This window comes from Hymenobacter fastidiosus, assembly GCF_039539565.1.
GTDB classification, from domain to species: Bacteria; Bacteroidota; Bacteroidia; order Cytophagales; family Hymenobacteraceae; genus Hymenobacter; species Hymenobacter fastidiosus.
Map to the genome: position 1 here is coordinate 1 of NZ_BAABDJ010000003.1, position 13162 is coordinate 13162.

At 63.1% G+C, this 13162-nt stretch carries 10 protein-coding genes; all 10 read right to left on the reverse strand.

Going from position 1 to position 13162, the window contains the following annotated elements:
* Nucleotides 1-228: 228 nt before the first annotated feature.
* A complete protein-coding gene (locus ABD833_RS02920; protein ID WP_345070868.1) occupies nucleotides 229-1470 on the reverse strand; it encodes an ABC transporter permease in 1242 nt (413 codons plus the stop codon).
* A 12-nt stretch (nucleotides 1471-1482) separates the two neighbouring features.
* Nucleotides 1483-2724, reverse strand: coding sequence for an ABC transporter permease (locus ABD833_RS02925; RefSeq protein WP_345070869.1), 1242 nt, complete (start codon nucleotides 2722-2724; stop codon nucleotides 1483-1485).
* Between the two features lie 104 nt (nucleotides 2725-2828).
* The gene (locus ABD833_RS02930; protein WP_345070871.1) at nucleotides 2829-3335 is read right to left on the reverse strand and encodes a hypothetical protein; all 507 of its coding nucleotides are present in this window, start codon (nucleotides 3333-3335) and stop codon (nucleotides 2829-2831) included.
* Nucleotides 3336-3386: 51 nt separating this feature from the next.
* Nucleotides 3387-4055, reverse strand: a complete 669-nt coding sequence (locus ABD833_RS02935) for an ABC transporter ATP-binding protein (RefSeq protein ID WP_345070872.1) — start codon at nucleotides 4053-4055, stop codon at nucleotides 3387-3389.
* Nucleotides 4056-4536: 481 nt separating this feature from the next.
* On the reverse strand, nucleotides 4537-6990 hold the full coding sequence (locus ABD833_RS02940) for a TonB-dependent receptor domain-containing protein (protein ID WP_345070873.1): 2454 nt from the start codon (nucleotides 6988-6990) through the stop codon (nucleotides 4537-4539).
* 4 nt (nucleotides 6991-6994) lie between these two features.
* A complete protein-coding gene (locus tag ABD833_RS02945; RefSeq protein ID WP_345070874.1) occupies nucleotides 6995-8359 on the reverse strand; it encodes an HTTM domain-containing protein in 1365 nt (454 codons plus the stop codon).
* On the reverse strand, nucleotides 8359-9471 hold the full coding sequence (locus tag ABD833_RS02950) for an imelysin family protein (RefSeq protein ID WP_345070875.1): 1113 nt from the start codon (nucleotides 9469-9471) through the stop codon (nucleotides 8359-8361). The genes ABD833_RS02945 and ABD833_RS02950 overlap by 1 nt, the downstream gene beginning before the upstream one ends.
* A 92-nt stretch (nucleotides 9472-9563) precedes the next feature.
* On the reverse strand, nucleotides 9564-10715 hold the full coding sequence (locus ABD833_RS02955) for a DUF4856 domain-containing protein (RefSeq protein ID WP_345070877.1): 1152 nt from the start codon (nucleotides 10713-10715) through the stop codon (nucleotides 9564-9566).
* Nucleotides 10716-11501: 786 nt separating this feature from the next.
* Nucleotides 11502-11927 (reverse strand): hypothetical protein, encoded by a 426-nt coding sequence (locus ABD833_RS02960; protein WP_345070878.1) that lies wholly within the window; start codon nucleotides 11925-11927, stop codon nucleotides 11502-11504.
* 97 nt (nucleotides 11928-12024) lie between these two features.
* The coding region (locus tag ABD833_RS02965) for a GMC family oxidoreductase N-terminal domain-containing protein (protein ID WP_345070879.1) at nucleotides 12025-13162 on the reverse strand (1138 nt) is incomplete at its 5' end.

Genomic DNA, 13162 nt, shown 5'->3' on the forward strand with positions numbered 1-13162 from the left:
AATCCATCCCCAAAGTTACGGCTGCCTCGCACGAGTTAACTTAGCACCCTTTTCCGAATCAAGTCTAGTAATCAGGGGTGGCTTGGGGGCCTGGCAAGGGGCGTAATACTCCGGGCGCGGACGCGCCGGAACCTCCCCGGGCTCGGTATCGACGGCTTCTTCTGGCAGTGCTTGGTTGTTCATGGCCGGGCCCTTCCGGGAGTTAGGTTGAGGGAGTGAAGTAGCGGGTTATTCATCTTTCAGGGCCACGACGGGCTGCACCCCGGCGGCTTTCAGGGCCGGCACCAGCCCGGCCACGGCTCCGGCTACCACCAGCAGCGCCACCGCCGTAGCGGCCACGCCCACGTCGACCTGCGGGTTGGCGAAAAAGCCGACGTCCTGGCCCGCAATCAGGAAGTTTATACCCGCCATCAGGGCCGTGCCGAACAGCAGCCCCAGCAAGCCGGCAGCGGCCGTGATGACGATGCTTTCCTGCACGATCAGGCTCACGATGCTCCAGGGCGTGGCCCCCAGCGCCTTGCGAATCCCGATTTCCTTGGTGCGCTCCTTCACCACGATGAGCATGATGTTGCTCACCCCGATGATGCCGGCCAGAATGGTGCCGATGCTGACCAGCCAGCTGAAGCCCGAAATGCCGGTAAACAGCCCCTGCACCCGGGCGTATTCCTCCTCCACGTTGGCCGAGCCAAAGGCCCGCTCGTCGGTGGGGGCCACCTTATGCTGCCGGGCCAGAATCTGCTTCACCTTGGTTTCGACGAGGGCCGCCGGAATGCCGGGTTTGGGGATGAAGGCGAAGTAGCCCACCTTGTTCACCTGATTGAAGGTGATCTGCAGCGCCGTGAGCGGAATGATGATGGTCTGCGCGTCCTGCTGGGCATTTTCCGGCTTGCCCTCGGCTTTGGACAGGCCCACCACCCGGAAGTAGATGCCCTTGATGCGGATTTCCTGCCCCAGCGGATCGGCCTTATCGAACAACACCTCCGCCACCCGGTCGCCGATGACGGCCACTTTGCGCCGCTCGGCAATATCGATGTCGTTGATAAAGCGGCCCGCCGTCAGGTGCAGGGCCTTCACGGCCGGGTAGCCGGGGTATTCGCCGTTGACGGAGAAGAAGGAGCTTTTGGTGCCGTACTGCACCGTGAAGGTGCCATCCAGGGAGCCGCGGGGCAATATGACGGCGGCCTCGGGCACTTCGCGCGTCAGAACTTGCACGTCGTCGTTGGTCAGCTGGATAAAGCGGCCCACCTTCAGCCCCGCGTAGGGGACGCTGGTGCGCTGGGTCCAGACGAACACCGCGTTTTTGGCCACGTCGAACTCCTTTTCCACGCCGTTGCGGAAGCCCTTGCCCGCGCCCAGCAGCACCACCAGCATAAAAATGCCCCAGAATACGCCAAACGCCGTGAGCCCCGTGCGCAGCTTATGCCGCCGCACCGTGGCCCAGATTTCGCTCCATTTATCGAGGTCAAACATGGTTGATTTAACTTATTCGGCCCGTAAGGCTTCAATCGGTTTCACGTTGGCCGCCTTCATGGCCGGAATCAGCCCGGCTACGGCGCCGGAAACAACCAACAGCAGGGTGGCACTCAGCGCCACCCCGACATTCACCTCCGGATGGTCGAAGTAGGAGGTGGTACCGCCGGACTTTTCCAGGGCATAGCGCACCGCGTCCAGCAGGGCCACGCCGGCCAGCAGCCCCAGGTAGCCCGACAGGCTGGTAATAACCACCGATTCCTGCACGATCATGCTGATGATGCTCCCCGGCGTAGCCCCCAGCGCCTTCCGCACCCCGATTTCGCGGGTGCGCTCCTGCACGATGATGAGCATGATGTTGCTCACGCCCACCACCCCGGCCACCAGCGTCAGCACCCCGATGATGCTCACGAACAGCTTGATGCCGCTGAACAGCCCTTCGAAGCGCTGCACCTCTTCCTCATTGTTTTCGAGCTCCAGGGCCTGCTTGTCGGCGGGGTCGAATTTATGGCGCTGGGCCATCAGCTGGCGCACCTGCTCTTCCAGCACTTTCACGGGCGTACCCCTGGTGCTGCTCATGCCGATGCGCTGCACCTCGTTGTATTGGTTGAACACGGTCTGAAAGGTGCTGAACGGCACGAAGGCCCGCTCCTCGTTGCGGCCGTTGTTGCCGGTGTTGGTGAAGGTGCCCACTATTTTAAAGAACACGCCTTTCACCTGCACGTATTGCCCGATGCCGCTGCCGTCGCCGAACAAAACCTTGTGCACTTTCTCGCCCAGCAGCATCACCTTCCGCTGCTCGATGCCGTCGAGCGGGTTAAGCAGGCGGCCCCGGGCCAGCTTCTCCCCGTTGAGCTGAAAAAACTCGGCATTGGCCCCAAATACCTGGTAGGAGCCGTTTTTGGTGCCGTTGATGATGGTGTACTCGCCAAACAGCCGGTTGCGGGAAGCCAGCAGCTCCACGCCGTCCACGTGCTGACGGATGGCCTCCATATCGTCGTTGGTAAACTTGATTTCGCGGCCCGGCTTCAGGCCCTGCCACGGCAGGGAGGTTTTGCCGGCACTCACGAACAGGCTGTTCATGGCTCCGCCGCCGAATTCCTTCCAGATGCCGTTTTCCATGCCCTTACCCGCCCCCAGGAGCAGTACCAGCATGAAGATGCCCCAGAACACCCCGAAGGCCGTCAGAAAGGTGCGCAGCTTGTTGCGGCGCATGGTTCCCAGAATCTCCTGCCACTTATCGAGGTTGAACATGAAGCGCTGATTTTCGCGGATTAGGCGGATTGCCCTGATTCCTTACTATGCTGCCCGGGCCCGGAAGCAGATATCCCGATCAAGCAATTCCTAATTCTTAATTGTTAATTGTTAATTCCCTCCCGGCAGCTTTGCCGCACTTTTTCCAGGCGGCGCACCACGTCTTTCACCGTGGCTTCGCTGGTGGTGTAGAGGGGCAGCTCGAAGCTGGTGGTGCTGCTTTTCCTGCGCTTGGCAATCTTTATTTCGTAATGCCGGGGCTCGTCGTCGTCGGTGGAGAGCTGGTAAGTCAGCGCCGTTACGTCGGCCCATTCGAAGTCCATTTTCAGCTCGAACACCCCATTGTCCATCTTCATGGCCCACCCGGAATTGCCGCTGCCGAAGCTTACCGCCAGTGGTCTGGTCGTCTCCACATCCGCGTCCCGGTCGCGGATCAGCTGCTCGGCGTGGCAGCCGCGCAGAGTCAGCCTTACCTCCTGCTTGGGCTTTTGCGGGTTGCGCATCAGCTGATTGATCTGTTTGGCCAACGCCTGACTTTCGGCGGGCGTCACCTGGGCGTGGGCCTTACCGGCCAGCCCTAGGGCTACGGCACATAAAAGGAGCGTTTTCATAGCGGGAAGAATTTAAAGAAACACCACTCACTGCGGACCTGCTGCGCGGCCTTAGTCGCTTACAATCAGGCCGTCGCGCACCCGGATCATGCGCTGGGTCTGATGGGCAATATCGTTTTCGTGGGTCACGATAACCACCGTCATGCCTTCGCGGTGTACCTGCTTGAAGATGTCCATCACCTCCTGGGTGGTCTGGGTGTCGAGGGCGCCGGTGGGCTCGTCGGCCAGAATCAGCTTGGGCTGGCTGATGAGGGCGCGGGCAATGGCCACGCGCTGCTTCTGCCCGCCACTCAGCTCACTGGGCAAGTGGTCGGCCCGGTCGGCCAGCCCCACCCGGTCGAGGTATTCCAGGGCCCGCCGGTTGCGCTCCCGCCGGCTTACTTTCTGGTAGTAGAGCGGCAAAGCCACATTTTCCAGCGCGCTTTTGAAGCTCAGCAGGTTGAACGACTGAAACACGAAGCCCAGAAACTGATTGCGGTACTGCGCCGCCCGGGTCTGCGACAGGTTCCGGTCGATGCGGGTGCCGGCCAGCGTATAGTCGCCCTGATCGAAGTCGTCGAGGATGCCCACAATGTTGAGCAGCGTGCTTTTACCGGACCCCGACGAGCCCATGATGCTCACCAGCTCGCCTTGCCGGATGTGCAGATCGATGCCCTTGAGCACCTCCAGCCGGTTAGCGCCCATGTCGTAGCTTTTGCGGATGTTTTGCAGCTGAATCATGGGCGGAAGAAGGTTACGCCGGCTTATGTGCTTCGCCAAGTAGCTGGCAATACAAAGCAGCTGAATCGGCGCTGGATATGCAAGCCGGCCGGCAGATATTTTTCCCTGGCAGCCGGTGCCGGAGGCGACAGGCGAAAAGATGCACATTGGGCTATATTAGTTGCCCGGCCCTGGTCATTTTGCAAAAACAATAGCTCCCGGCCGCTTCCCGTCCGTCCCTACGCTCTGCCAGGCGCTATTCACCTGGGCTTTGGCAGCTCCGATTTTTTCCGGCGGGTAGCCCGGGGTCCCGACGCGCCCATGCTGCCGGAAGCCGGGACTGGCGCGGGAATTCACCTGGCAGCATGGGCTTTTCCCAAACATTCAAGCATCCAAAAAAACAGAACGTCATGCTTCGGCTTCGCGGACGCCAGAGGAAGCATGACGTTCTTTTCGTTTACCGTCCACCCACGTCAGGGCGACTGAGGCGCCCGCGTAAGCGCTACCACTTCACGGCCACGGTCAGGTAGAAGCTGCGGCCGTCGGAGGGTAGAATGCCGGGACCGGGGTAGCCGGTGGCGCGGCGGGTGAAGTACAGGGTATTCGCCAGGTTATTCACGCTGCCTTCGAGCTTCAGCCAGCGCCGCTCCCACGACACCGACGCGTCCAGCACCTGGTAGGCCGGAATCAGCCCAATGACGGCCAGGCTGGGGTCGGGGCGCGCATCCTGCGGGCTGTTGCGGGCGTTAGTGGCCTCCGATACCTGGTCGGAGAGATAAGTGAGCTGCACGGAGGCTTTCAGCGGGCCAAAGCCGCCCTGCATGCCGGCTTTCAGGTTGACGTCGGGCACAAACTCGACCTGGTTGCCGATTATCTCCTGGTTTTTGCTCTGCGTGTAGCGGCTGCGAATCAGCGACACGTTGCCGAAGGTGGACCACCGCCAGCGGCCCGGCCCGGCACCCGGGCGCAGCACCCGCAGCAGATCGGCCTCGGCGTACGACTCCACGCCCAGAATCAGGGCCCGGCCGATGTTGTCGCGGTAGCGGAACGGAACATTATTGGCACTGTAGGTGCCTACCTCGCCGATGCGGTTGTTGTAGAACAGGGCAAACAGGCTCATGTCGTAAGTCAGCCACTGGCCCTGCTCCCCGCGCAGGCCCAGGTCGGCCGAGTAGCCGCGCTCGTCCTGCAGGTTGGGGTTGATGACCAGCGAGTTGTTGACCACCTGCATGTCGCTGAAGGTGATGGAGCGGTAGTTCTGCGACACGTTGGCGTAGAACTCGCGCTGCTCCACGGGCTTGAAGCTGGCCCCGAGGCCGCCAATGACAAACGCACGCGGGCTGGTACGCACTTCGGTGGTGGTTCTGACGTCGGTGATGTTGCCGGCCAGGTCCCGGGCCACGGTCTGGTACGAGCCGTCGGCCCGGGTGCGGATGTACTCCACCCGTACCCCGGGCGTAAGCGAAAACTTCTCGCCGAAGTAGAAGATGTTTTCGGCGAAAACGGCCCCATTGTAATTCGGGAAGCGGTAGTCCGACGAGCCCGATAAGCCATTCACTCCCGACTCGGGTTCTTCAAACCGAAAGTCGGCCTTGCGCCCGGCGGGCCCGAAGCCCTGCCGGCTGTGGTTGTAGCCGCGGTAGAGGCGCGTGCCCACCAGCAGCACGCCGCTTTTGGCCTCGCCCAGGTCGTAGCGGGTCAGGTAGCGCGCCTCGGCCCCGATATTCCGGAAGTCGCCGGTGATGAGCTCCCGCTGCTGGGTGTCGGCATCGGGGCGCTCCACGAAGTTGGTGCGGAAGCCCAGCGCCTGGCGCGAGGCCAGCAGCCCAAAGGTGGTCAGGTTCAGGTTGGAGCGCGGGCTCAGCTTCCAGTCGGCCGAGAGGTTAAACAGGTTCCAGTCGACTTCAAACCAGTTGCGGGCACGGTTGGACTGCCGCGGATTTTCGGCAAACTGCCGGTCGCTCAGCCCGCCCGGCTGCTGGGCCAGGTAGTCCATGTGGGTGACCTGGGCACCTACTTTGAAGTTCTCGGTGAACTGGTAGCGCAGGTCGGCGTAGGCCGTTTTGCTGTCGAAGCCGGCGTTGGGCCGCCAGCCGTCGCCGCGCTTGTACTGGCCGAAGGCGTAGTAGCTGAGCTTCTTAACCGTGCCGCTCACGCTGTTGAAGGAGCTGAAAAAGCCGAACGAGCCCGCCGTCTGGCGCGACACCACGGCCACGGTTTTGTCGGGCTCGGGCGTGCGCAGCTCGAAGTTGAGCAGGCCGCCGAACTGCGTGCCGTACTGCAGCGAAGCGGCCCCGCGCACCAGCTGGATGCGCTTAACGGCCTCCACGGGGGGCGTGTAGTAGCTTTCGGGGTAGCCCAGCGCGTCGGCCGAGATGTCGTAGTTGTTCTGGCGCACGTTGAAGTTGCTGGTGCGGTTGGGGTCGAGGCCCCGGCCCCCGATGCTGAGCTGCAGGCCGCCCTGGTCGCTTTCCCAGATGTTGAGCCCCGCCACCCGCGAATACACCTGCCGGGCGTTGTTGGTGGCCAGGTTGGCCACCAGGTTGTCGGGCACGATGACCTCCGTTTTCTTGGCCGCGAAGATGGCCGTGCCTTCCACCTCGCGCAGGCGCTGCGGCCCAAACCGCGACTGGGGCGCGGCCACCACCACCTCGCCGAGCGTGCGCTGCCGGGCCGTGAGGGTGAAGTCCAGCACCCCGGTTTCGGCCGTCAGGTCCACGGCCAGCTTCAGCGGCTCGTGGCCAATGGAAGCCAGCTGCAGCTGCTGGCGGCCCGGCGCCAGGTTGGGCACCCTGAACAGGCCGGCCGAGTCGGTGCGGGCAATCTGGCGGGAGCCGCGCACGTATATTTCGCAGCCCACCACGGGCCGGTTGCTACCGGCTTCGCGCACCCGGCCCAGCAGGCTCACCTGCTGGGCGGCGGCCGAAAAGGAGGCCAGGACGCTGACGAGCAGCATTATCTTACAAACCGCTAATCTCATCGTCGAAGGGCAAAATCCAGGGCTTGGGCCGCAGGTCGTCGGAGGCGCGGGCCAAATCCACGGTGGGGTCAATAAAGCTCTTGCCCAGGCGCCCGTTCAGGCTCACGTAGGCGTCGGCGTACACCTGCGGGGCGGCCACGCCGCGCCGGACGTAGTAGTCGCGCAGGTAGCGGGCAAACTGCACCAGCATGTCGGGCTGGGTGCTCATCATCTTTTCCTGGAGCACACTCAGATGCTCGTAGTTATTGACCAGCCGGGCCCGGCCCGTCACGCCGTCCACGACCTTGAACTGCACCTGGCCCATCTTTTCCATGAGCATCACCCGCCAGGAAAAGCGGTAGCCTTCCTCGGTCCAGAACAGCTCCTGCGGGTAGAGCAGGTAGCGCAAGGGCACCAGCAGCTGCACCAGAAAAAACACGCCCAGACCCAGTCCCAGCAGCCGCCGGGTGCGCGGGCCGTACACCAGCGGGACCGCCGGCCGGGGCTGCGCCGGCCGCAGCTGCAGCAGCCGGCGCAGCCCGGCCAGCAGCCGCTCGTGGAAGGCGGCCGGAAAGAAAATCAGGGCCCCCACTATCATCACGTAGGGAAACATGCCGATGGGAAACAGCACCGCCGTGAGCAAATGAAACACCACCACGGCCGCGTAGGCCCAGGGTCGGGTGCGGCGGACAAGCAGAAAAAACGGCACGGTCAGATCGTAGAAGGCCCCGAACCAGCTGAACAGGTAGGCCACCCAGACCTGGCTCAGCAGCGGGCCCACCAGGGGCAGGTCGTTTTTGGCCGGCAGCCAGATGCGCAGCGGCATAGCCTGCAGCAGCCAGTCGGAGTTGAGCTTGGCCAGCCCGGCGTACACGTACACGATGCCCATGAGCAGGCGCAGCGCGTCCACCGTCCAGCGGGGCACCTCGTTGCGCCAGCGGCCCGGGTGCCGGTGCGTGTCCAGGGCAAAGTAGCGGCCGGCGGGCAGCACCAGCAGCAGCAGCGCCGCCAGACTCACGAAGTAGTAGTGGTTGAGGTAGGTGCTTTTGTCCATGAGCTCGATGTAGGTGAAGCTCAGAAACAGACCCGCCGCCGCGGTGCGGTACCACCAGCCCACCGCTACCAGCAGCGCGCACAGCCCGCACACCGCAAACAGCCCGTAGGTGTACGGCCCCAGGGGCTTCACCCACTCGAAGCCGTAGTAGGCAAAGAAGAACTTGGGCCGCAGATACAGCTCCGCAATCCAGCCCTTGGCCCAGAAACGCACTACGCTGGCCAGCACCAGCAGGCCAAAGGCCAACCGGAACGTAGCCAGCGGAGCCGCCGGGATGGAGGAACGAAAGTACCGCCGGAGCCCTTCCCCCATTAGTCGCCGTCGTTATCGACGTAGGTCACCGTGATGCCCAGGGCCGAGGTCATGTCGACCTTCAGCAGGCGCACGGCCTTCTGCATCTCGTTGTAGGAGGCTACCGCGTCGGCGTTGCGGCTGGTCAGGGTAGTATGCAGGTCGGGGCCCAGGGAGCTAAGCTGCTGGTATGATGCTCCGAACTGGGTGTTGATGATGCTGGGCAGACTCTGACCCGTGCGGCTGTCCTTGGCGCCGAGGGCCTCCAGGTAGCTTTTCAGCGAGGGCTGCCCGGCCCGGCCGTTGAAGAACTGCTGCACCGTGGCGTGGGCCGTGGTGGCCAGCTGCAGGGGCAGCGCCCCGCGCAGGTAGTAGGCTTCCATCTTGGCCGGCAGCGGCCTGCCGGTCATGGTGCCGGCCGGAATGCCGACTTTACCGGCCCGCAGGTAGCGCTCAAAATACAGGGAGTAGGCGTTGATAACCCGCGAAAGCGACGAGCTGGCGTCCGTCCCGGTGTTGTTGATAAAGGTGTCGCGGTACGCGCCGTTCCACTGCCCGTACACCGTGCCGAAGGTCTGGTCCATCTTGGCGACCACGTCGGTCAGGTAGCGACGGTGCGCGGCCGACGAAGCGTATTGCTGCACGATGGCCGCGTCGTCAGCTCCAATGCCGTTGAGCAGGTAGTCCAGGGCCGGGAAGCCCTGCTGCGGAATGGCCGTAGACAACTCGAAGTTGTAAGCGCCGCCGCTGATGTTGCGGTTGATGCCGGCCGCGTCGGCCGGGTAAATGTTGAAGTGGTTGCGCAGGCTCACCGCTTCGGCCGGACCGAACTCGTAGAGCTCCACCTGCTGCCACTCCACGTAGGCGGCCTGCCAGGCCTGCCGCGCCTCGACCAGCGTGGCCGTGGTGGGAGTTGCCGTAAAGACCGTAGTCCTGGCCTTGAGCACCACCAGCTTGTCGTTGAAGCGCTGGTAGGCGGGCTTTATCAGGTTGTCGGCCCATTCCGTGAGCAGGGCTTTGCGGTCGGGGCCGGTGCTGGGCTCCGGCGTATCGACGCCGGGTTGTTTCTGACAGCTGAAGATGCCCACCGCGAGCAGCAGCAGCGTGAGGGCGAACAAGAGAGACTTTTTCATGGCGTGTTGGCTTTGTGGCGAAGGCCAGCGGACCGCGCAGTCTGGCTGCCTGATGCGTTGGCCTCGGGTCCGCTGAAGTAGCGGGCCGACGGTTACTGGATGCTAAACTTGGCTTTGATGGCGTTGATGGCCACGTCGGCCTGGGCGTTGGTTAGGCTCCAGGCGCCCTGGCTGCCGGAGGTAAGGCCGGTCAGCAGGCCGTCGGAGAAGGCGGCGTCGGCGCCGTACTTGGGGCAGAAGCGCAGCGAGTAAATAAAGCCGAGGCCTTCGCCCAGGGCGTGGGCCTTCACGTCGAGGGCCGCCGCGGCTTTCCAGCTACTCAAATACGAGACGGCGGAGAGGGCAATGGTTTTTTCCAGCTCCGTGCGGATAAGGTCGGCCTGGGTTTTCACGCCCGCGGCATCGTTGTTGACGATGGCCGCGCGCCCTTTCAGGAAAGCCAGATACACGCCGGGCGAAGCCGGGCCGTTCTTTTCATTGAGGTAGCCGGCCAGGAAACGCTCCCGCGGGGTGGCGGTGATGTCCGTGGTCATGATGGCGTTTGAAGTCAGATAGCCGTAGGCCAGATCCCAGTTGTGCTCCAGCTCCGAGTAGACTTTGCCGTCCACCACCTTGCTGTTGTTGGCTTTCAGCGCCTGGTCGGTGAGCAGCACGTTGTTGATCTGGTCGAGCAGCACGGCCCCAATCAGGGCTTTCTGAATCACCTGGTTTACTTCAACGCCTTTTTCGTCCACGAGGTAGCGGCCCAGGCGGCCGGCGCTGCCGGGCGTGGCTACATTATTAACCGACTGGCTGACTACGGCTAGCTTGGTGATGTTCTGATCGATGTAGTTACGTACGGCTTCCGCACCGGTGGCCGGGAAAGAGGCCGCCGTGGTGGTGCGCAGCTGCAGGCCGGAGGTGTTCAGGCCGGGGCCGGTGAAATAGGCACCGGTGTTGGCGTACAAGCCGCGCAGCTTATTTACTTCGAGCGTAGAAGGTGCCGCCGGTGCGGCTACCGCCACCAGGGCCATGTAGGAGTTGAACTCCGAGAACATGTTCAGGCGTTGACCGGACGTGGTCAGGTCAACCGTGGACTGGCCACCGGCGTCCTTAAACGACTCGGTGTACCGCGAAGTCGCGCTAAGCGAGCTGGTGTCCATTTTGGTGCGCAGGACGGGAGCAGATTCCGTATCGTTTTTGTCGCAGGCCGTGAAGCCAAAGGTGAGAGCAAGCAGCGCGACCGAAGCGTATTTAAAAGACATGGCAACTAATTTAAGCCGGTGGTGAAGAGTGGGACAAAGGTATTGGTCCTATTTGGAATAATTACAAATAAGCGTAAAATATGTTTTTGCCCGGCTGAAATAGGTTGCCGGTATTCTGCAGAGACCCAGGAAGTACCCTTGGTCAGAAGGGCAGCTATACTCCTGGCGAAGTGATTTGCGAAAAGGAAGTAGGGAGCGGGGCTTGCCCCCGCCCGTCGGAGAACGAATCATCAGAAGTTCGTGCAACGACGGGTGGGGCAAGCCCCGTCCCCTACGGTGCGACGGGTAGAACCAGGAAATTTTCAGAGGTCTTCGGGACGATGATTGAACCGGAATCCGGACTCATTCAAGTGTAGCCAAGGGGTATATCCGGGCGCGCGCTGGTGGAAGCGGGCCAAAGCTCCGGCAGGGCCCGATGCCGTTGCTGTGCGAGGCGCCGTAGACGAATTCATGCTGCCCGTGGCGGACGCGCAAGTGGCGGCTACCTCGCCTCACAAGGCCAGGGCCGCTGGGCCGTCGGCCGCGTTGGCGGGCGACGCAGCCGTTTTTGAGCACGTACCAAATGGCGTCTACGCTTCTGCCAGCGGCCATTTACCGCGCCGACCCACGACGAGCAACATTGCCGGATACGGCCAGCCCCGCGTGGTTAAAGCTGAGCCGGGCCGCTTTCGAGCGGCTGACTGCGCGGGTGCCTGCATTGCGCATTTAACCCGAACAACCGCTTCGCGGCCCTCAGCACCAGCCCGGCAGCCGCCTGCTCCGGCGCGTCAGTATATAGCCGTGGGCTTACTTGGCGGCAGCCCGGCGCGCCTGCATCTGGGCCTGCATAGCGCGTTTCTTGGCCTGATACTCCTTATACTGGGTGGCGGTGAGCACCGTGCGCAGGTCACTTTCGGCCGAAGTGTTGATTCTGCGCAGCTCGGCAGTCAGCGCCGTTTTATCTCCGCCCAGCCGTTGGCGGGCATCGTTCACTTGTTGCACCGTACTGCGCAGAATGGTCCGGACTTTCGTTTGCTGATCGGGGTTGAGGCCCAGCTCGTCCGTCATCACATCGGCCAGATCACGGGCCGCGGCTTTGGGTACTTCGGGGGCCGGAGCCGGAGTCACGACTACTGATTTGGCCACCGGGATGTCGACCTTGTTGCGCCGGGCGCAGCTCAGGGTAAGCGTACTGAACAGAGCCAGGAGAAGCAGCGAACGGGCAGGAAACATAGCGGCGCAGAAGTTGAGAGTGCGCCTTTCTTACGCGAAAAAGGGGGCCGGTGGTTATAGCGGCCGCTCAATCAGGCTAAAATAACCGGGTTGGTCCTTACGAAGCCATTGCCACCGCCCGGTTAGCAGAATGCGTTGAGGCCGGCCCGCTGGCTTTCATTTCCTGAGCCGTGTAGTGGGCCAGAGCCATAATAGTGAGCATGGGATTCACGCCGCTGCAGGCCGGAAACGCCGAGCCATCGGCCACGAACAGGTTCCTGACTTCGTACGTTTCCCCGTTGGGGCCGACCGGGTGCGTGGCCGCGTCGCCGCCCATGCGGCAGGTGCTCATCTGGTGGGCGCTGTACAGGCCAAACTGGTTGGGCTTCCAGCTCAGATGCGGCAGGCGGTCCAGCACTTCCGGATTCTGAATAACGCCGTCTTTGGCGTACACCGTGGGCAGCGTGCCGTGGGGCAGGTAAACGGTATTGGCGCCCGCCGCCGCGTGAATTTCGGCGGCGGCCCGTATGCCCTGCAGCATGCTGGCGCGGTCGAAGTCGCTAAGCGTGTAATCGATCAGCGGGGCCCCTTGCTTATCAATGCTGACCCGGCCGCCGTCCCGGTCGCGGGTGAGCACGATAAAGCTCCCCAGGTGGGCGGCATTGAGCATCATCTGCTTGTGCTGCTCGCCGCTGAGCCAGGGCAGGACCATGGCCATCAGGCCCGTGTGGGCGGGCGGGGTTTCGAGCTTGGCGCCGAAGTTGGTGCCGTTCAGCATGGTAAAGCAGTCGTTCACCACCGACATGCTGGGGCCGTGCCACGGATTCATGCGCTGCGGATACAGGGCCGAAACCACCACCGTGGGGTGCAGGTGCAGGTGCTGCCCCAGGTGAGGGTGGCGCAGCCCGCTGCGCAGCAGCAGGGCCGGCGACTGAATGGAGCCGCCGGCTACCACCACGCGCCGGGCCCGCACCGTCACCCGCACCCGGCGGCCATCGGCCGTGGTGTGCACGGCTTCCGCGCCGGTAGCGTGCCCGGCCTGAATGGTCACCCGCTCCACCTGGGTATCGGCCAGAATGCGGGCTCCGTGCTCGAAAGCCCGCAGCAGGTAAGTGTTCAGCGTACCCTGCTTGATGCCGTACCGGTCGCCCAGGGTGCTGTAGCCGAGGCCCTGGAAGTGGGCTTCCGCCTCGCCCAGGCCTTTCTCATTGCGCGGTATCAGCTTTACTTCCTGCCCCAGCCTGGTAGAGCCGTCC